Origin of the sequence: Aeromonas sp. S5(2024), assembly GCF_041403025.1 — a bacterium.
GTDB lineage: Bacteria > Pseudomonadota > Gammaproteobacteria > Enterobacterales > Aeromonadaceae > Aeromonas > Aeromonas hydrophila.
Genome location: NZ_JBGLRI010000008.1, coordinates 29,237 through 48,500 on the forward strand (window position 1 = coordinate 29,237; position 19,264 = coordinate 48,500).

Annotated in this window: 21 protein-coding genes; 7 read left to right on the forward strand and 14 right to left on the reverse strand. The window is 63.8% G+C overall.

Annotation, left to right across the window (positions count from 1 at the left end; genetic code table 11):
- Positions 1-22 precede the first annotated feature (22 nt).
- A complete protein-coding gene (locus tag ACB032_RS15490; RefSeq protein ID WP_371138263.1) occupies positions 23-1,987 on the reverse strand; it encodes a DNA topoisomerase III in 1,965 nt (654 codons plus the stop codon).
- 364 nt (positions 1,988-2,351) lie between these two features.
- Between ACB032_RS15490 and ACB032_RS15495 the strand changes: the two genes are divergently transcribed.
- Positions 2,352-3,482, forward strand: a complete 1,131-nt coding sequence (locus ACB032_RS15495) for a NapC/NirT family cytochrome c (protein ID WP_171279851.1) — start codon at positions 2,352-2,354, stop codon at positions 3,480-3,482.
- Between the two features lie 22 nt (positions 3,483-3,504).
- The gene (gene torA / locus ACB032_RS15500) at positions 3,505-5,985 is read left to right on the forward strand and encodes a trimethylamine-N-oxide reductase TorA (protein ID WP_371138264.1); all 2,481 of its coding nucleotides are present in this window, start codon (positions 3,505-3,507) and stop codon (positions 5,983-5,985) included.
- Positions 5,986-6,131: 146 nt separating this feature from the next.
- On the opposite strand, the gene ACB032_RS15505 is transcribed toward torA, so the two are convergent.
- The 4 genes from ACB032_RS15505 to ACB032_RS15520 all read right to left on the reverse strand — a co-directional run bounded on the left by ACB032_RS15505 (position 6,132) and on the right by ACB032_RS15520 (position 9,097).
- The gene (locus tag ACB032_RS15505) at positions 6,132-6,593 is read right to left on the reverse strand and encodes a hypothetical protein (protein ID WP_010635837.1); all 462 of its coding nucleotides are present in this window, start codon (positions 6,591-6,593) and stop codon (positions 6,132-6,134) included.
- A 41-nt stretch (positions 6,594-6,634) separates the two neighbouring features.
- A complete protein-coding gene (locus ACB032_RS15510; protein WP_005306363.1) occupies positions 6,635-7,984 on the reverse strand; it encodes a sensor histidine kinase in 1,350 nt (449 codons plus the stop codon).
- Positions 7,985-8,021: 37 nt separating this feature from the next.
- Positions 8,022-8,678, reverse strand: coding sequence for a response regulator transcription factor (locus tag ACB032_RS15515; protein WP_011707717.1), 657 nt, complete (start codon positions 8,676-8,678; stop codon positions 8,022-8,024).
- An 86-nt stretch (positions 8,679-8,764) separates the two neighbouring features.
- Positions 8,765-9,097 (reverse strand): PepSY domain-containing protein, encoded by a 333-nt coding sequence (locus ACB032_RS15520; RefSeq protein ID WP_011707718.1) that lies wholly within the window; start codon positions 9,095-9,097, stop codon positions 8,765-8,767.
- A 63-nt stretch (positions 9,098-9,160) separates the two neighbouring features.
- Between ACB032_RS15520 and ACB032_RS15525 the strand changes: the two genes are divergently transcribed.
- Positions 9,161-9,406, forward strand: coding sequence for a PepSY domain-containing protein (locus ACB032_RS15525; protein WP_371138265.1), 246 nt, complete (start codon positions 9,161-9,163; stop codon positions 9,404-9,406).
- Positions 9,407-9,450: 44 nt separating this feature from the next.
- Here the strand turns inward: ACB032_RS15525 and msrQ are convergent, their stop codons facing one another.
- Complete coding sequence (msrQ, locus tag ACB032_RS15530) at positions 9,451-10,083, reverse strand: protein-methionine-sulfoxide reductase heme-binding subunit MsrQ (protein ID WP_041216789.1); 633 nt, start codon at positions 10,081-10,083, stop codon at positions 9,451-9,453.
- A 19-nt stretch (positions 10,084-10,102) separates the two neighbouring features.
- Entirely contained in the window at positions 10,103-11,104 is a 1,002-nt protein-coding gene (msrP, locus tag ACB032_RS15535) for a protein-methionine-sulfoxide reductase catalytic subunit MsrP (protein ID WP_371138266.1), read from the reverse strand.
- A gap of 370 nt (positions 11,105-11,474) precedes the next feature.
- Between msrP and ACB032_RS15540 the strand changes: the two genes are divergently transcribed.
- A complete protein-coding gene (locus tag ACB032_RS15540) occupies positions 11,475-11,957 on the forward strand; it encodes a DUF1097 domain-containing protein (RefSeq protein ID WP_371138267.1) in 483 nt (160 codons plus the stop codon).
- Positions 11,958-12,029: 72 nt separating this feature from the next.
- Here ACB032_RS15540 and ACB032_RS15545 read toward each other — a convergent pair whose 3' ends face one another.
- From ACB032_RS15545 to ACB032_RS15560, 4 genes are all read right to left on the reverse strand, one after another.
- Positions 12,030-13,310 (reverse strand): sigma 54-interacting transcriptional regulator, encoded by a 1,281-nt coding sequence (locus ACB032_RS15545; RefSeq protein ID WP_011707722.1) that lies wholly within the window; start codon positions 13,308-13,310, stop codon positions 12,030-12,032.
- Positions 13,307-13,822, reverse strand: coding sequence for a hypothetical protein (locus ACB032_RS15550; protein WP_270814113.1), 516 nt, complete (start codon positions 13,820-13,822; stop codon positions 13,307-13,309). Before ACB032_RS15550 ends, ACB032_RS15545 begins: the two co-directional genes overlap by 4 nt.
- A gap of 8 nt (positions 13,823-13,830) precedes the next feature.
- Positions 13,831-15,231 (reverse strand): HAMP domain-containing sensor histidine kinase, encoded by a 1,401-nt coding sequence (locus ACB032_RS15555; protein WP_029304911.1) that lies wholly within the window; start codon positions 15,229-15,231, stop codon positions 13,831-13,833.
- Between the two features lie 98 nt (positions 15,232-15,329).
- On the reverse strand, positions 15,330-15,422 hold the full coding sequence (locus ACB032_RS15560; RefSeq protein ID WP_017409791.1) for a YnhF family membrane protein: 93 nt from the start codon (positions 15,420-15,422) through the stop codon (positions 15,330-15,332).
- 129 nt (positions 15,423-15,551) lie between these two features.
- On the opposite strand from ACB032_RS15560, the gene ACB032_RS15565 reads away from it, so the two are divergent.
- Positions 15,552-16,067 (forward strand): 2-amino-4-hydroxy-6-hydroxymethyldihydropteridine diphosphokinase, encoded by a 516-nt coding sequence (locus tag ACB032_RS15565; protein ID WP_371138268.1) that lies wholly within the window; start codon positions 15,552-15,554, stop codon positions 16,065-16,067.
- A gap of 3 nt (positions 16,068-16,070) precedes the next feature.
- Here the strand turns inward: ACB032_RS15565 and ACB032_RS15570 are convergent, their stop codons facing one another.
- Positions 16,071-16,775 carry an SDR family oxidoreductase gene (locus tag ACB032_RS15570; RefSeq protein ID WP_371138269.1) on the reverse strand — a complete coding sequence of 235 codons (705 nt, stop codon included), beginning with the start codon at positions 16,773-16,775 and terminating at the stop codon, positions 16,071-16,073.
- 119 nt (positions 16,776-16,894) lie between these two features.
- Between ACB032_RS15570 and ACB032_RS15575 the strand changes: the two genes are divergently transcribed.
- A complete protein-coding gene (locus tag ACB032_RS15575; protein WP_017409789.1) occupies positions 16,895-17,299 on the forward strand; it encodes a CBS domain-containing protein in 405 nt (134 codons plus the stop codon).
- Here ACB032_RS15575 and ACB032_RS15580 read toward each other — a convergent pair.
- Positions 17,296-17,832: a DUF2301 domain-containing membrane protein gene (locus ACB032_RS15580; RefSeq protein ID WP_244089672.1), complete on the reverse strand. Its 537-nt coding sequence runs from the start codon at positions 17,830-17,832 to the stop codon at positions 17,296-17,298. The genes ACB032_RS15575 and ACB032_RS15580 overlap by 4 nt on opposite strands.
- A gap of 85 nt (positions 17,833-17,917) precedes the next feature.
- Here ACB032_RS15580 and ACB032_RS15585 point away from each other — a divergent pair, with 85 nt between their 5' ends.
- The gene (locus ACB032_RS15585; RefSeq protein ID WP_049045920.1) at positions 17,918-18,682 is read left to right on the forward strand and encodes an ABC transporter substrate-binding protein; all 765 of its coding nucleotides are present in this window, start codon (positions 17,918-17,920) and stop codon (positions 18,680-18,682) included.
- A gap of 94 nt (positions 18,683-18,776) precedes the next feature.
- Here ACB032_RS15585 and asnC read toward each other — a convergent pair whose 3' ends face one another.
- Entirely contained in the window at positions 18,777-19,238 is a 462-nt protein-coding gene (gene asnC / locus ACB032_RS15590; protein WP_011707730.1) for a transcriptional regulator AsnC, read from the reverse strand.
- Between the last annotated feature and the right edge of the window lie 26 nt (positions 19,239-19,264).

Sequence of the window (19,264 nt, forward strand, 5' to 3'; positions counted from 1 at the left end):
CCCCGCCAGGGGCGCTTTTTTATCAGGCAGCCTTGGCCGGCCGCTTGCTCCCCCGCTTGGCTGCTCCGCTCGTACCACCAGCCGCCGGACTCTTGCGCTTGGTGAAGCGACGCTTGTCGGCCCCGGGCGCCGCCTTGGGCAGGGCGCTGAAGCTGGCCCCCGAATCCTGTCTGGCGCCGTCGATCAGGCCGTTCAACTGCTCGGTCAGCGGCCCCATGAATTGCTGATAGCTCGTCTGCCGCTCGGCAATCCGGCCGAGATGCTGCTCCCACAGCGCCGTCATGTCAGGGGTGGTCGCCGTGGCAGGCAGCGCCTGAATGAGAGCCCGCCCGGTCGGGGTCGCCTTGATGCTCTTGCCCTGGCGCACCAGAAAGCGGCGCTTGAACAGCAGATCGATGATACCCGCCCGGGTCGCCTCGGTCCCGAGGCCGTCAGTCTCGCGCAGGGTCTTGCGGATCTCGGGATCCTGCACATAGCGGGCGATGCCGGTCATGGCCGCCAGCAGGGTGGCATCGGTGAACGACTTGGGCGGCTGGGTCATCTTCTCCTGCAGCTCCCCCCGCTCGCACAACAGTTGCTCGCCCTTGCGCAGGGCCGGCAGGCTCCCCGCCTCCTCCTCATCATCTTCCTCCACCCCGAGCAGCGCCTTCCAGCCCGCCTTGAGGATCCGCCGCGCCTTGGCCTGAAACAGGCCGCCAGCGATACGCAACAGTACCTTGCTGTCGTTGTACTCGAACGGCGGGTAGAACTGCAGCAGGTACTGACGGGCAATCAGGCCGTAAAGCTTCGCCTCGTCAGCCCCCAGCGTGGCCGGGTTGCCCTGCTTCTCGGTGGGGATGATGGCGTGGTGAGCATCCACCTTGCTGTCGTTCCACGCCTTGCTGCGGATCTTGCCGTCCGCCTCGCTCACCGCCTTGGCCAGCGCCGGCGCCGTGCTGGCGATGGCCTCCCGCACCTGGCCGGCTCGGTTGAAGTGATCGCTCGGCAGATGACGGCTGTCGGATCTCGGGTAGGTAATCAGTTTGTGGCGCTCGTAGAGCCCCTGGCAGACGTCCAGCACCCGCTTGGCGTCCATGCCGAACCGCTTGGCGGCATCGATCTGCAGGCTGGAGAGGTTGTAGGGCAGCGGTGCCGCCTGCTTGCGGGCCTGCTCCTCCACCTCTTCCACCAGTGCGGGTTGACCCTGGATCCGCTCCACCACCTTGGCGGCCAGCGCCCGGTTGAGCACTCGCCCCTCCTCGTCCTGCCAGGGCAGACAGGCCTCGGAAGGCAGCCACTTGGCGCTGAAACGCTCGTTGCCTTCGGTCTGTAGATGGGCCAGCACCTCGAAGAAGGGCTTGGGCACGAAGGCTTCTATCTCGAGATCCCGCCGTACCACCAGCCCCAGCAGCGGCGTCTGTACCCGGCCGACCGACAGCAGCTCGCTGCAACCCCCCTTGCGGCCAAGCAGGGTATAGGCGCGGGTCATGTTGATGCCGTAGAGCCAGTCGGCCCGGCTGCGGGCCAGCGCCGACACCGCCAGCGGCACGAACTCCTTGTTGTCCCTGAGCTTGTCGAGGGCACGGCGCACCGCCGGCGGGTTGAGATCACTGATGAGACAACGCAGCACCGGCCTGGTTTTGCCATAGCCGAGGAAATCGATCACCTCGTCCACCAGCAGCTGCCCCTCCCGGTCCGGGTCACCGGCGTTGACCACGCAGTCGGCTTGTTTGATCAGCCGCTTGATGACGGTGAGCTGGGTCTTGGTCTTCGGCTTGGCCACCAGCTGCCACTGAGCCGGGACGATAGGCAGCGACTCCATGCGCCACTGCTTGTAGGCGGCGTCATAGGCATCGGGCTCGGCCTGCTCCAGCAAATGGCCGATGCACCAGGTCACCACATCCCCCTGCGCGGTTTCGATAAAACCGTCCCCCTTCTTGTGGGGCTTGGGCAGCACGTCGGCAATGGCACGTCCCAGACTGGGCTTCTCGGCGATGAAGAGTCGCATGGCAAACACCTGAACACTGTATATGTGAACAGTATATAACGGGCCCCGGGCAAAGCCCAAGCCCTCCGCGGGCGCGAGGCGACAGGCCATAGCCGAAGCAGGAGCGATTGAGAGGGGGTGGCGGGCGGGTGCACAGCACCGCTAGGTCGTGGATGGCAGGCCCAAGCTGACCATGCCTCAAACGAGGACAAAAAAGATGAAAAAATCGCAGGAAGTTAAATTAAATTCAATTAAATGATAAATTACAAAATAATAAATGCATTTAAAATAACAATACAGAATATAAATCATGATAGAGGTCAATCAACTACCTCTCCATGGATACTACTATATTGGTAATATTTGATCGTAGGAAAACGCCGTCATGCTTGGAAAATTGTTGAGAAAAACCTGGTTCTGGCTACTGCTGCTCGGAGCCCTCTTGGGCGTTGCAGCGCTGGGGGTCACGGTGACCGTCATGCACAAGACCAGCTCCACCGAGTTCTGCGTCTCCTGTCACTCCATGCAGACCCCGCTGGCCGAGTATCAGGGCAGCGTCCACTTCCAGAACGTGAAGGGCATCCGCGCCGAGTGCGCAGACTGCCACATTCCGGGTGATCCCACCTCCTATCTGTGGACCAAGATCCGCGCCGTGAAGGATATCTATCACGAGGCGATCGGCACCCTCGACACCCCTGAGAAATACGAGGCTCACAAGCTGCGCATGGCACAGTCGGTGTGGGACGAGCTGAAGGCCAACGACTCCGCCACCTGCCGCAGCTGCCACAGCTACGCGGCGATGGACATCCTGGCCCAGCGCCCCAACGCCCGCGCCGAGCACCCGGTCGCCATCAAGGAGGGCCAGACCTGCATCGACTGTCACCGCGGCGTCGCCCACATCATGCCCGACATGAGCGGCCTGGCCGCCGCCGGTGCCAGCGAGCTGGCGCAAGCCGCCGCCCAGACCCCGGCCAGCGTCACCACCCGTTACGCCATCGCCACCACCCCGCTCTATCTGGATGCCGGCGCCAAGACCGACGAAGGCACCCTGATGCCCTCCACCCAGGTGGAAGTGCTGGCCAACGACAACGGCCGCGCCCAGGTGCGCATCGACGGCTGGCAGCAGGACGGTGTGAGCGAGGTGTTCTACGCCGCTCCCGGCAAGCGCATCCTGAGCACCCTGCTCGGCGACAAGGCCAAGGGGCAGCTCACCACCGGCAAGAGCGAAACCGACAGCGCCACCAACCTCACCTGGCATCAGGTCAGTCTGACCGCCTGGGTGGATCAGAGCCAGCTCATCGGCGATCAGGGCAAGCTGTGGCAGTACGCCTCCACCCTGATGTCCAACAACTGTACCGGCTGCCACGGCCTCACCGCACTGGATCACTTCAACGCCAACCAGTGGATCGGCGTCATCAAGGGGATGGAATCACGCACCTCCCTGACCCCGGAACAGGCACGCATGTTGACCCAATACGTCCAGAAACATGCCAGTGACATGAACGCGGCGCACTAAGGCTGGCACAGAGGAAATCGTCATGACTTTTTTTACCGATAAGCAAACCAATCTCTCCCGCCGCAACCTGCTCAAGGGGCTGGGCGCCTGCGCCGCCCTGCCGCTGCTGGCCGGCGTCTTCCCGAAGAGCGCGCTGGCCCAGGCCATCAGCACGGCGCTTGAGCAATTCCCGACCCTGGTGCCGGCCCAGAAAGGCATCCTGACCGGCGCCCACTGGGGGGCTTTCGAGGCCATCGTCGAAGAGGGCCGCATGGTACGGGTCCAGCCGGTGGCCGATGATCCGGCCCCCAACGATCTCATCGACATGGCGCCGTTCCAGGTCCACGCCAAGAACCGCATCAAGTACCCCATGGTGCGCAAGAGCTGGCTGGAACAGGGCCCGGGGGCCAAGCCCGAACTGCGCGGTGCCGACGAATGGGTGCGAGTTAGCTGGGAGAAGGCCATCGCCCTGGTGGCCGGCGAGATAGGCCGGGTGCAGAGCGACTTCGGCCCGCAGGCGATCCACGCCGGTTCCTACGGCTGGAAGAGCGTCGGCATGTTCCACAACAGCCGCACCCTGCTGCACCGCCTGATGAACCTGGCGGGCGGCTTCACCGGTTATGCCGGCGACTACTCCGCCGGCGCCGCCCAGGTGATCATGTCCCACGTGATGGGTTCCATCGAGGTGTATGAGCAGCAGACCGCCTGGCCCAACGTCATCGAGCACGCCGAACTGGTGGTGCTGTGGGGGGTCAACGCCCAGGTCACCCTGAAAAACAGCTGGAACATGCCGGATCACGAAGGTCAGGCCGGTTTCAAGGCGCTCAAGGAGAAGGGTACCCGCATCATCAGCATCGACCCGGTCTACAACGAAACCGCCAAGCTGGCCGGAGCCGAGTGGATTGCGCCGAACGCCTACACCGACGTGGCCATGATGCTGGGGGTGGCCCACACCCTCTACAGCGAGCAGAAGCACGATCAGGCCTTTCTCGACCGCTACACCACCGGCTTCGACAAGTTCCTCGCCTATCTGCTCGGCAAGGAAGACGGCCAGCCGAAGAGCGCCGAGTGGGCGAGCACCATCTGCGGCGTCGATGCCAAGGTGATCCGCCAGCTGGCCCTCGACATGGCGTCCAAGCGCACCATGATCATGGCGGGCTGGGGCATGCAGCGGCAGCAGCACGGTGAGCAGCCCAACTGGATGCTGGTCACCCTGGCCGCCATGCTGGGCCAGATCGGCCTGCCCGGCGGCGGTTACGGCTTTAGCTACCACTACTCTTCCGGTGGCAGCCCCACCGCCAAGGGCGGCATCCTGGCAGGTATCTCCGCCGGCAATGCGCCGAAGAACGGACCGGCGCCGATCCCGGTGGCCCGCATCGCCGACTGCCTGGCCAACCCCGGCAAGACCATCGACTTCAACGGCCGCAAGGTGACCTACCCGGACATCAAGCTGGTCTACGTGGCGGGCGGCAACCCCTTCCACCACCACCAGGACACCAACAACCTGGTCAAGGCCTGGCGCAAGCCGCAGACCGTGATCGTGCACGAGCCCTACTGGACCGCCACCGCCAAGCACGCCGACATCGTCCTGCCGGCCACTACCAGCTACGAGCGCAACGATCTGGAGATGGGCGGCGACTACTCCCAGCGCTACGTCTTCCCGATGCACCAGTGCGTGCCGCCCCAGTTCGAGGCGCGCAACGACTTCGACATCTTCCGTGACGTGGCCGCCAAGCTGGGCCTGCAGGAGCAGTACACCGAAGGCAAGGACGAGATGCTGTGGCTCAAGCAGATGTACGACGGCATGGCCGCCCAGGCCCGTGGCGCTCGGGTGGCGCTGCCGCCGTTCAACATGTTCTGGGAGTCCAACAACTACATTCGCTTCCCGGTGCCCGAGGCGAACCGCCAGTGGATCCGTCACGCCGATTTTCGTGAGAACCCGCTGCTCAACCCGCTCGGGACACCGTCCGGCAAGATCGAGATCTTCTCCAGCACGGTGGCCGGCATGGGTTATGCCGACTGCGCCGGCCATCCCAAGTGGTATGAGCCCAAGGAGTGGATCAAGAGCAAAGAGGCGACCCGCTATCCGCTGTCGCTCAACACCTCCCACCCGACCCAGCGGCTGCACTCCCAGCTCGACAACACCCCGCTGCGGGACAAGTTCGCCGTCGCCGATCGCGAGGCGATCCTGATCCACCCGGACGACGCCAAGGCACGCGGCATCCAGGATGGCGATCTGGTGCGGGCCTTCAACGACCGCGGCCAGATCCTGGTGGGGGCCCTGCTCTCGACCGACATCCGCCCGGGGGTGGTGCGGGTGTGCGAAGGGGCCTGGTATGACCCGGCCAAACCGGGCGAGGCGGGGAGCCTGTGCAAGAACGGCAACGTCAACTGCCTCACCTTCGACGAGGGCACTTCCAGCCTGGCGCAGGGCAACTGCGGTCACATGGCCCAGCTGCAGATCGAGAAGTACCAGGGCCCAGCGCCGGTCAACACCGCCCACGCGGTGCCGGCCAACGCCTGAGCAGAGGAGTGAGCAACAAAAACGGCGCCATCAAGGCGCCGTTTTCTTATCGCGATTTGTGGTGTGACTAAGAAGTCCCCTTCCACCCTGTACTCTTGTGCACACGCCACCCGCTTTTCAGCCAGAGCGCGGACAAGGGCTCAGAATCAGAAGTCACCCTCAACCATATACTCTTCCGCACACTCCACCAGTTGAGGCCAGAGTTCTTCCGGCACCCAGGCATCCGGGTCATCTTCATCCCCGTCGTACTGGCTCCAGAAATAGCGGCGCAGGCCGGAGGCGAAGTCATCGCTCAGCTCGGCCAGCTCGGAGAGCGGCCCCAGCCAGGCGATGCGGCGCAGGCCGGAGGCGAGATCGTTGATGGCGTCCATCAGGCCGCGATCGTCGAAGCTCTGCTCCACCAGCAGGGTGAAGCGCTCGCGCGCCCGCTCGGTCTGATCCTCATCCAGCTCGCCCACGTCGGCCAGCAGGTCGACGAAATCTTCCAGCAGGAAGGCAATCAGGCTGTCGCGATCCTCAAACCACTGGATCTGGGCCCCCTTGGTGCCCAGTACGGAGGCATCGAACGAATCGTCGAGGTGACACAGTGCCCATGGATCATCGGTCATGGTTCTCTTCCTCAGGCTAAAACAGGTGCCATATCTTATGCCTAGCTCTCCACTCTTGCCACCTTGGGCAGCGAGAGAGAAGCTGCCAGCCCGCCGAGCTCGGCGCGCCCCATGATGAGGCTGCCGCGGTAGGCTTCCGCCAGATCGGAGACGATGTTGAGACCCAGCCCAGAACCCGGCACCTTCTCGTCGAGGCGCACCCCGCGCAGCACCGCCTTGGCGATCTGATCCTCGCTCATGCCGGGGCCGTCATCCTCGATGCGCAGGGTGATCCAGCCCCCCAGCTCGGCGCTGGAGATGCGCAGCCGGCCGGCCGACCACTTGAAGGCATTTTCCAGCAGGTTGCCCACCATCTCGTCGAAGTCCTGCTCCTCCACCCCGACCGCCAGGGTGGCCGGCACCTGCAGGTCCACTTCCCGGCCCGGATAGAGGCGGGAGAAGGCGCGGCAGATGTACTCCACCCGCGCCCGCACCGGGGTCGACACCCCAAGGATCTTGGCGGCACCGGTCACCCGCGCCTTGCCGAGGTGGTAGTCGATGTGGCGCTGGATCTGATCGAGCTGCTCGCCGAGGGCGGCCTGATCTTCCGGCGGCAGCTGGGCCACCTGGTTGCGCATGATGCTGAGCGGCGTCTTGAGGGCGTGAGCCAGGTTGCCGGTGTGGGAGCGGGCCCGCTGCAGCAGCTCGCCGTAGTGGTGCAGCAGCCGGTTGATGTCCTCCACCAGCGGCTGGATCTCCAGCGGATAGCGCAGCCGGAATCCCTCCTGATGGCCCTGATGGACCCGGCTCAATTCACGGCGCAACAGGTGCAGCGGCCGCAGGCCGTAGACGATCTGGAACATGAAGCCGAGCACCAGCCCGGTCGCGGCAAAGCCGAGGCCGAGAAACAGGCTGATGCGGGTCTTCTTCAGGGTCTGGGTCAGGGCGCTGCTGTCCTTGGCCATCACCAGGGTGAACACCCGATCCGAACCGGGCAGCAGCACGGTGCGGGTCATGATCAGCAGCGGCTCCTTGTTGGGCCCCTTGCCGACGAAGAGATCCGGATCGCCGAAGGCCGACTTCAGGCCGTGCACGTCGAGGTGCACATCCCACAGAGAGCGGGAGCGGCTGACCACGCTCTCCCCCAGCTCCAGCTGCCAGTAGTAACCGGAGTAGGGCTGGCGAAAGCGGGGGTCGGCCATGGGCTCGGTGACCACCGGCAGGCCATCCGGCTGGATCTCGAGGCGGGAGAGCAGATCGTAGAGCTGCAGACGCAGGCCGTCGGCCTCCGCCTCCTGCCAGTAGTTGCGCATCATGGTCTGCAGGCTGAAGCCGGTGGCGAACAGGAACAGGCCGCACCAGACCATGGCGATGACCACCAGCCGCCCGCGCAGGGTGCGCACCAGCCTCATTCAGCTGCTCCGGCATAAGAGGGCATCAAGAGCCGGCTCATTCGTTGATCCGGTAGCCGAGGCCGCGCACCGTCTCGATGAGATCGGAGTGGGTCTTCTTGCGGATCCGGCCGATGAACACCTCCACCGTGTTGGAGTCACGGTCGAAATCCTGGGCGTAGATGTGGTCGATCAGCTCGCTGCGCGACACCACCTTGCCCCTGTGCTGCATCAGATAGCCGAGCACCCGGAACTCGTGGGCGGTCAGCTTGATGGGGGTGCCTTCGTACCAAACCTGGGACGCCGCCATGTCGAGCCGCACCCCGCCGATCTCCAGGATCGAGCTGGCGTTGCCAGCCGCCCGCCGCACCAGGGCATGCACCCGGGCCACCAGCTCGGCCACCTGGAACGGCTTGGTGAGGTAGTCGTCGGCCCCGGCGTTGAGCCCCTCGATCTTCTCGTGCAGCTGGCCACGGGCGGTCAGCACCAGTACCGGGGTGTCGATCCCCTTGCTGCGCCACTCCTTCAGCACGCTCAGGCCGTCGCGGCCCGGCAGACCGAGATCCAGAATGATGGCGTCGTAGGGTTCGGTCTCGCCGAGAAAGCCGGCCTCGTTGCCGTCGTGGCAGAGGTCGGTCACGAAACCGGACAGGCGCAGCTGTTCCGCCAGCTGGCCCGCCAGGGTCTTCTCATCTTCAACTATCAGAATTCGCATAAATGGGTATCCAAAGCAGGGTTGTGCCGGTACCGGCGGCGGTTGGGGAACGAACCGGATGGCGGCGCGTTCGCGGACTCACTCCATCACTCCTCTTCCGGAGGCGGACGCGGTTCGAACAGCCGCTCCAGATGATGGCCCTTGAGCCACACCATCTCCAGGTTGTCGGCTCGATAGCCCACCTTGATGACGCTGTTCTCGCTGTCGATCAGCTTGAGTTCGTACAGCCAGATGCCGTCCTCCTCCCCCAGATCGACCCGCAACACCCGTACCGGCAGGCGGGAAGCCACCTCCATCACCTCATGAAAGGGGCGCACCCGTCCCTCGCTGACCGCCTGCTGCAGCAAGGCCTCGTTCGGCGTGGCCGCCTGTGCCAGTGCCGGCAGCAGCAACCCAAGCAGAGACAGGGCTCTATTCATGGATGATTCATCTCCCAAAACCTAACATAATGCCGTTTATAGTCTGCCAGCCATGAATCCGGAATGAATATGATCCGACGCAGTTTCCTGCTGATCCTTTGCCTCTTCTCCACCCTCGGCTGGGCGGCCGAGAGCCGTCTCGACATGGCCGGGTTGGTCAAACTGCTGGTGGCCCAAGGGTATCACGACATTCGGGAAGTGGAGCTGGAAGGGGACAAATTCGAGGTGGAAACCCTGAATGCCCAGGGTCAGCGGGTACGACTCCTGGTAGACGCCCATACGGGTGACATCAAAAAAGAGGCCGACTAGGCCTCTTTTTTATGGCGGGTTGTTGGGGCGGCGCACTGCCGGCCTCATGCCTCCCTCAGTTTCTGCGGCCGAAGCCGGCGCCAGGGACGCAGCAGCTTGTCGCGGCGCGGCACCAGCAGGGCGCAGGCCAGCAGCAGATAGATGAGCGGCTCCTGCCAGCCGCTCTTGAGCGACCACCAGTAGTGCACCGGCACCAGCAGAGCCACCGCGTAGATCCAGTTGTGCAGCTTCTGCCAGGCCGGCCCCATGCGCCGCAGCAGGGCCGGGATCGAGGTGAGGCTGAGCGCCAGCAGCAGCAGCAGTGCCACCATCCCCACCACGATATAGCTGCGCTTGACCAGCTCGCCACCAATCAGCCCCCAGTCAAACTGCAGATCCAGCCCCAGCCAGACCATAAAGTGCAGACCGGCCCACGCGGCGCACCAGAGCCCGAGCGGGCGGCGCAGTTTGATGAGCTGCCCCTGCCGCCAGCGTTTGGCCAGCGGCGACACCAGCAGGGTGAGCAGCAGCAGGTTGAGCGCCCCCTTGCCCAGATAGTGGGTCAGCCCCTGTACCGGATCCCCTCCCAGCAGGCCGCCGGGCACGGCCACCAGCAGCCAGAGCAGAAACCCCAGCGAGGCGAGGTGTACCAGCGCCCGCAGCAAGGTGATGTGACGCGCCGTCAGTCGCAGAGTCATGGTGTCAGCTCCTCTCGTCTCAATACCACTTGCGCAGATCCATACCCTGATAGAGGGACGCCACCTCGTCGGCATAACCATTGAATGGCAAGGTCGGCTGGCGCTTGGCCCCGAAGATGCCCCCCTCGCCGATGAAACGCTCGCTGGCCTGACTCCAGCGCGGGTGATCCACTGCCGGATTGACGTTGGCGTAGAAGCCGTATTCGTTGGGGGCCAGCAGGTTCCAGGTGGTGGGCGGCATCTCCTCCACCAGCCGGATGGAGACGATGCTCTTGATGCTCTTGAAGCCGTACTTCCAGGGCACCACCAGCCGGATCGGCGCGCCGTTCTGGGCCGGCAGCGCCTTGCCGTAGAGCCCCATCGCCAGGAAGGAGAGCGGGTGCATCGCCTCGTCGATGCGCAGCCCCTCGACATAGGGGTAGTCGATGCCGCCACCGAGGGAGCGCGACGCCTGTCCCGGCAGCTGTTCCGGATCATAGAGAGTCTCGAAGGCCACGAACTTGGCGCGGCTGGTGGGCTCGGCCCGGCGGATAAGATCCGCCAGTGCGATGCCGCTCCAGGGCAGCACCATGGACCAGGCCTCCACACAGCGCAGCCGGTAGATACGCTCCTCCAGCATGCTCTTGTTGATCAGATCCCACACGTCGAGGGTAAACGGCTTGGCCACCTCCCCTTCCACCTTCAGGGTCCAGGGCTCGGGCTTGAGGTAGTGACCGTTGCGGGCCGGATCCCCCTTGTCGGTACCGAGCTCGTAGAAGTTGTTGTGGGTGGTGGCCTTCTCCTCCGGCGTGAGGATCAACCCCTCCGGCCGGGCGGCGGCGTGGATGTTGAGCGCCCGGGTAGCGACCGGCACCGGCTTGTCGCCAGAGAAGAGATCGAGCACCCCGGCCTGGGTCGGAAACGCTAGGGTGGCGGCGCCAAGCCCCAGCCCTTTCAGGATCAGGCGGCGATCCTGATAGACGGCTTCCGGCGTGACGTCCTGTTCGGTGAGGTGGTGGGCAGAGCGGCGCTTGAGCAACATGGAAAAACTCCCGGGGCGATGAGGGTAACAATCATAAGACCCGCCCCGGTCGAGTTTTATTTCACGGAAAATTACATGAATTGATAGAGGGGCAGCGCCTTGGCCATGGTTCCGACCAGAAACAGCACTACGAACACCAGCAGGGGAACGATCACATTTGGCACCATCAGACTCACTCCATGAGCAGGACAGGGCCTCTAACTATGGAGCAGGGGCCAGCGCCTCACCATGAAATATTTTCGCGAGCGCAAGCGTATTCCTGAGTTGAAATGAGTGACGCAGATCACACACAATCCCGCCCCTGCTTGCCGCCCCTCTTGCGCGGGGTAGGCTCCCTTTTTTCCGAATTTCACTACTGAAGAGTCACGCCATGAGCCCATTGATCGCCATCGCCATCACGACCGGGATCCTCTCCGCCGTCTGGGGCTGGGTCGCCGTAGCCCTCGGCCTCATCTCCTGGGTCGGCTTCCTCGGCTGCACCAGCTATTTTGCCTCCAGCGGCGGCTACAAGGCGCTGCTGCAGACCCTGCTGTGCAATGCCAGCGGCATGCTGTGGGCCCTGCTGCTGATCCATGGTGACGCCTGGTGGGGCGCCGGCGTGGCGGGCTACCTGATGACCGGGGTGGTGGCCACCCTGATGTGCGTGCAGGCCAAGCAGCAGTGGCTCGGCTACATTCCCGGCACCTTCGCCGGCTGCTGCGCCACCTTCGGCGCGGCGGGGGAGTGGCGGCTGATCCTGCCGTCGCTGGTGATTGGGGCGCTGTTCGGCTACCTGATGAAGGCGAGCGGCCTCTGGCTCTCCCACAAAACCCAGAAAAACCACGCCACCGCTGGCGTCACCGACCCGGCATGATCCTGGCGATGTGACCGATCCGGTCTGAAACCAGAGGGGCGGTCCGTCATCGACGGGCCGCCCCTCTGTCATTTATCCCTTCGACTTGAAGTTCGCGGCTTCGATGCCGTGCCGATTCAACAGCTTGTAGAAATCGGTGCGGTTTCTGCCCGCCATGTTGGCCGCCAGGGTGACATTGCCCTCGGTGGTGCGCAGCAGCCGGATCAGATACTCCTTCTCGAACTCGGCCCGCGCCTCGTTGAAGGAGGGGATGCCGCCACTGCCGCCGCTCAGGGCAGACTCCACCATGGCGGCGCCGATCACCGGGCTGCAGCAGAGGCTGGCCAGCTGCTCCACCACGCTGCAGAGCTGGCGCACGTTGCCGGGCCAACCCGCCGCCGCCAGCAGGGCCAGCGCCTCCGGCGAAAAGCCGAGGGCGGCGCAATCGCCATGGCGGCTGCGATAATCATCCAGCGCCTGCCTGGCCAGCAGCGGAATGTCTTCGCTGCGGGCGCTGAGGGGGGGCAAGGTGATGTTGGCCACGTTGAGCCGATAGAAGAGATCCTCCCGAAAGCGCCCCTCCTCCATCGCCGCCACCAGATCCTGATGGCTGGAGCTGATGACCCGCACCTCGGGCGTGCCCTGGCCGTACTCCTGCAGCACCTGCAGCAGCTTGGCCTGCAGCGATTCCGACAGGTCCCCTATCTCGTCGAGAAACAGGGTCGCTCCCTTGGCCTGCTCAAACAGGCCGGACTGGCCATCCTCGCCAAACAGCTGCAGATCCAGCGCCGCCCACGGCAGGGCGGCACAGTTGATGACATGCAGCGGCTTGTCACGCCGGCTGCTGGCCTGGTGCAACGCCTGGGTCATGACGCCCTTGCCGGAACCGGAAGGGCCCATGATCAGCACGGGCACCTCCATGGCGGCGATGCTGCCAGCCTGGATCAGCAACTGCTCCATCTGCGGGTTGCGGGTCAGGATCAGCGATTGCCAATCCTGTCGCTGCTTTGGGCGCGTCAGGCTCAACGCATGTTCTATGGTGGCGAACAGCTCATCCTTGTCGATGGGCTTGGTGAGAAAGCTGAACACCCCGGAGCGGGTGGCCTGAATGGCATCGGGAATGGTGCCGTGGGCGGTCATGATGATGACCGGCAGCCCCAGCCACTGGGACTGGATCCGCTCGAACAGCGCCAGCCCGTCCATGCCGGCCATGCGCAGATCGCTCAGCACCAGATCGGCCCGTTGCTGGCGCAGCCGGTCCAGCGCCCCTTCGGCACTGTCGGCGGTATCCACCTCATAGCCCTGGCTGCGCAGGCGCATGCTCATCAGCTTGAGCAGGCTGGCATCGTCATCGACCAGCAGGATGCGACTCATTTCAGCGCCTCGCCATTGCCGTTCAGCCTGCGCTGATTGAGTTGATCATCGATGGCGGAGAGTTGCTCGATCTGGCGGCGCAGACGCTGCACCTCCTGACTCTGATCATCGCGCCGGCTGTCGCGGGCCAGCAGCTCCTCGCCGAGGGCTATCCAGCTGCGCAGGAAGGCCTGGGCATCCAGCCCCAGCTCCGGCAGCAGGCTCTTGAGCTTGTCCAGACCGGCCCGCCGGCTGGCCACCGACTCGGACGGGTGGGTGTTGACCATGGCCAGGCTGACCCGGCTCTCGATATCGGTCGCCCCCTTCAGACGCTGACGCTCCTGGGCCCGCTGCTGGGCATGGCTGGCCAGCAGCCAGTCCGAGTATTGCAGGCGCACCTGCATCTCCTTGTTGGCAAACTCCATCCGTTTGGCGAGGGCGAGATCCGGCGACGCCGCCGGGTCACGCGCTGGCAGCAGGGAACAGCCTGTGAGCAGGCTCATCATCAATACCGGAACAACACATTGTTTCATCTTGGGCTTCACTTCAACGTCAACCGGAAACAGACATCCGCCTGTTCATCTTCAACCAATACCAACTCTCCGCCAAGGCTCATCGCCGATTCCCGGGCGATGGAAAGCCCCATTCCGGAGCCTTTCAGCAGCCCCTGGCGCACAATACTGCCCTGCTCGAAGGGCTCGAAGATCCGCTCCCGCTCGGCCAGCGGAATCGCGGGCCCTTCGTTGGCCACCTCCAGCCAGCTGCCGTTGCCATCCTGCCCGGCACGGATCCAGATCTGCCCGCCGCTGGCGCCGTAGCTGACCGCATTGGAGAACAGATTATCGAGGATCAGCCGCAAGCGATATGGCTCGGCCTGCAGGGTGATCGGATCGGTCGGCAAGTGTACACTGATTTGTTTGGATTCCAGCGCCAGCCGGTACTCTGCAGACAATTCTGACAGCAGGGGCGCCAGCGCCACCGGGGTCAGGGTGAACACTTCCTGCTGGCTGAGCCGGTTGAAGTCGAGCAGCCGTTCGATCAGGGTCTGCAGCCGGCGGCTGTTCTCCTCCAGCATCTGGCAGATCTCCTGCTGATCCGGGGTGAGCGGCCCTACAAGCTGCTCGGAGAGCAGATCCGCGCCTTCCCGCAGCACCGCCAGCGGGGTCTTCAGCTCGTGGGAAACGTGGCGCAGGAACTGGTATTTCTGCTGCTCCAGCTCCTTCAATTTATCGTGCAGCCAGACGATCCGCTCCCCCAGCAATACCAGTTCGGCCGGCCCATCCACCGGGCGTTTGTCCGGTTCCACACCGGCACCCAGACTCAAGATCCGCGACTCAATCTGACGCACCGGGTGGATGATCAGATAGGTAAACAGCAGCACCAGCAGCAGGCTGAGCACCGCTACGAAACCGCTGACCCACCAGATCTCCGTCATCAGGGCAGCGATGGTCGCCCGCACCCGGCTGACATGCTCGTCTACCTGGCTGCGGGTGATAATCTCAAGCTGCTGATTAACCTGATTAAATTCATCAAATTTGGGGCTGTTTGACTCGGCCTTGGCGCGGGCTAGGTCCTGCAGGCTGTCGAGCCAGACGAGCGCCTGCTCGAGCCCCGTGTAAGCCTCGGCATCCGGGATGGAACTCTGGTGAGCGGCCAGCAGGCTGCGATAACTCGCCAGTTGCTGCTGATAACTGGCCAGGATGCGCTCATCCCCCAGCACCGCATAGCGACGAAGAGTACGTTCAAGATCAATGGCTTGGGTGGTCAGCAGCGTCGCTCGACGGGTGTCGCGCACCGCCCGTTCCAGCTCGTCGCTGGTCAACTGGCTGAGGTGTTCGAGGGACTGGCTGTCGTGCCAGATCATGCCGCCCAGAGGCATCAACACCAGAACGAACCCCATCAATACCACTTGCAGCAGGGAGCGTGGGCGTACCTTGGTCATCTTGGACTATCTCAATTCAGCAGGGGTGGGTCAGCATATCTGCACTCCCCCAAAAAGCAAAACCGGCCAGGGGGCCGGTTCATGCTGCAGCTTGGGCATCACGCCAGACCGACGGATGCCACACAGATAATCAGGATCATGGCCAACGCGCCAGATGCGGTCAGCAGTGCCCATTTCAGTTCCACGCTCATGCAAACCTCCTTTCTTGCCAAGATGATAGAGCCTGATCACAACAGACAAACCGATGTTAATGCATAGTTAACCCGATAACCGTGAGCTGTGTATGAATTTCAGATGAGCCCCATCCAAGGACCGGTGACATGTTCTATCTGTGTAGCATTGGATCGAATCTTGACCCCCATCAGCACGTCAGTCAGGCGGTCGGCGAGCTGCTCGTTCACTTTGGCCGCCTGCAGCTGAGCTCGGTGATCCAGACCAAGCCGGTCGGGATGCACTCCAGCCATGATTTCCTCAACTGCCTGTTCGTCACCGAGAGCGAGCTGACACCGCACCAGCTCAAGGCACACTTCGTCGCCATGGAGCTGGCCCACGGCCGGGATCGCAGCGATCCGCGCTGCAAGGTGCTGGACCGGCCGCTGGACATCGACATCCTGGCCAGCAGCCAGAGCGATGACTTCTCCACCGCCCGGGTCGACGCCTATCTCGACGAGCTGCTGGCGGAGCTCTATGGCCGTGGCCAGGTGCATGATCGCAAGGTGACCCTGCCGCTGCACACCCGCTTGATGGCGGGCAAGGTGATCGAGGAGCGCCAGGTCGGCCTCGCCCCCATCGCCCTGCAGCAGGAGATGGCGACCCCGGCCGCGCTCCTGCGCTGACCCCTAGATGACGGCCAGACTGCGGCCGCCATCCACCCGGATGCTGGCCCCGGTCATGTAGTTGTTCTGCATCAACAGCTGAACCGCCTGCCAGATGGGCTCCAGCCCCCCTTCCCGCGCCAACGGCGTCTTCGCCAGCACCTGCTGGCGCCACGCATCGCCATGTTCGTCGAGAAACAGGATGGGGCCCGGCTCTATGGTATTGACCCGGACGGCGGGTGCCAGCTCGCGGGCAAAGCTCATGGCCAACGAGTGGGCCCCCGCCTTGGTGGCCACATAGCTGGCAAACTGGGGTGCCGGCGCATGGATGTAGATGTCGGTGATATGGATGATGCCGGCATTGGCGTTGCGCGCCAGCTGGGGAGCCAGCGCGCGGTTTAGCTGGAAGGGGGCCGCCATGTGCACCCGGTAGAACTGCTCAAACTGGGCCAGCTGCGCCGCCGGATCCGCCGCCTGCGGCTCAAACGCCGAGGCGTTGTGGATCACCAGCGCCAGATCCTGATGAACCGCCAGCGCCTCGATCAGCTTGCCGACCTCCTCCTCACGCGCGAAATCCGCCTGCACCAGCTCGACCCCCAGCGCCCGCAGCCGCGCCAGCTCAGGCCGCTCGCTGCGATAGCTGCCCGTCACCTGCCAACCCGCCGCCACCAGCTGTTCGCACAGATAGAAACCAAGCCGGCGGCCACACCCCGTCACCAATGCACGCATACCCTCTCCTTGATTGTCCGGCCGGGGGATACCTATCGATCCCCACGGCACAAGCCATTGGCCGTGGCCGTCACCCGGCGGGCATAGTGGCGCCATTGCCACCTTACGGAGCCACTTCCATGTTACAGATCCGCGATCACATGAGCCGTTCGAACCACTCTCTCACCCCGCAACTCGGCCTGGCCGAGGCGCTGGACCGGCTGCATGACTCAGGTCTGAGCGGCCTGCCGGTGCTGGACCCGCAGCAGCGGCTGATCGGTTTTCTCTCCGAGCAGGATTGCATCCCGAGCCTGCTCACCGGCAGCTATCACTGCGACACCCGCACCCGGGTCGAGGATCTGATGAGCCGGACACCGCTCTCGGTCAGCCCCGATGACAGCATACTGGACCTGGCCCGCCAGATGACCGAGGCCAGACCCAAGGTCTATCCGGTACTGGAGGGGAACCGGGTAGTCGGCATCATCAGCCGCCGGCAGGTCATGCAGGCCCTCAACGCCCAGATGAAGGGCTGCCTGCCCACCTAAATCTGGTAGCGCCCCTTGTCGCCGATATCGAAGTGCAGCGGCATGCGCCACTTGGCCAGGGAGAGCAGGCAGAGCAGCAACCCGCACACCAGCGCCACCAGGGCGGCGGCCCAGCCGATGCCGGCCAACTCCAGCAGCCACAACAGGGGCAGCAACAGAGGGACCGCCCTGATCCCCGGAATGGCGAAGCAGAACTGCTCCTTGAAGGCCAGCCCCGCCAGGGTGGCCAACGCCGCCCCCAGCACCAGCACATCCGGCGCCCCGATCGCACTGAGCAGCAGGGCGCCCCAGCCCAACCCCTGCAGCACAAAGCGAATGCGCTTGTCATAGACATGCAGGCATAACCCGCATACCCCGCTGGCCACGGCCAGCGCCACCAGCCAGCTGGCCGGCGCCAAAAAATCCTGCCCGAGCAGCAGGCTTGCCCCTCGACACAGCAGCAGCAAGGCTGCCAGACTCAAGCCAAGGCGATAGAGGCAGACCGACACTCTGTCGATGCCGTCCAGCTCGCTTTCTATTTCAGGGTTTGCCATCGGCGGTCGCCTCTGTTGCAGGTAGGGGCCAATATACTTGAATTATGCCCGCGAGCGATTCCCTATTCCGTGCAGGAGATGTGGTTTGCGAAGATTCATTCTGCTCTGCCTGTTGTTCCCCCTCTGGCTGCAGGCCAAAGAGTTGATCATCGGTGGCACTCTGGAGCCGCCGCTGAAGTATCTGGATGCACAGGGCGTTCCCCATGGTCTGGATGTGGACGTGGTCAGCACCATCTTCGGCAAGCTGCGCATTCCCATCCGCATCGAGCTGACCGACTCTGGCGCCCGGCTGACCCGCAACGCCGAAACCGGGGTGTACGACCTGGTGATGACCCACTCCTACAAGCCGGAGCGGGAGCGCTATCTGCTCTACCCGCAGCAGGCCCACCTGCGCCACAGCTGGCACTTCTTCGTGCGCAAGGCTGACCTGCTGAAGATCCGCTACGACACGCTGGCGGACCTCAAACCCTGGCGCATCGGCATCACCAAGGATTTCTCCTATACCCCGGAGCTGACCGCCGCCCTCGCCGACCCGGCCTATCACTTCCAGGAGATCCCCATCAACCAGCTGCAACTGCGCAAGCTGATCGCCGGGCGCATCGATGTAGTGCCCATGCCACTGGTCACCGCCTTCGCCCAGATCAAGGAGGAGGGGCTGGAGGGCAAACTCGATTACCTGCCCAAACCGCTCAAGGCCAGCCCTTACTACACCGTCTGGACCAAGGCCAGGGCCGATGCCACTACCCCGGCCCTGATGGCGGCCTACGACGCCGAACTGCTGCGAATGAAGCGCGACGGCCGGCTCAAGGCCATCTACGACCACTACGGCATCCCCTATATCGAGCCCTGAGCCCGACCGTCAGGGCTGCACGCCTCGCAAGATCGGGCTATGCAGTGAAATCAGGGTTTCGCATGTGAAATGGAACTCCCGCGTCCCTCAGTCCTTAAGGCTTCACATCCCGCAAGATCGGGTTTTGCAGCGAGATTAACGTCTCGGTGGACTGGATCTCGTCGATGGTCTGGATCTTGTGGATCAGCACGGTCTGCAACTCGTCGATGGAGCGGGTCATCACCTTCATGAAGATGCTGTAGTGGCCGGTGGTGTAGTAGGCCTCCACCACCTCGTCCAGCGCCTGCAGCTTGGCCAGCGCCGAGGGGTAATCCTTGGCGCTCTTCAGATTGATGCCGATGAAGCAGCAGACGTCGTAGCCCAGCTTCTTGGGGTTCACCTGCACCCGAGTTCCCTCGATGATGCCCGCCTGCTTCATCTTCTCCACCCGCACATGGATGGTGCCCGGACTGACCAGCAGTTGTTTGGCAAGCTCGGCATAGGGAATGCGCGCATTCTCCATCAGGGCGGTGAGGATGGCCTGATCGAGATTATCGATCCGATAATTTTCCGGCACTTTTTTGCACTCCCTTTGATGATTCA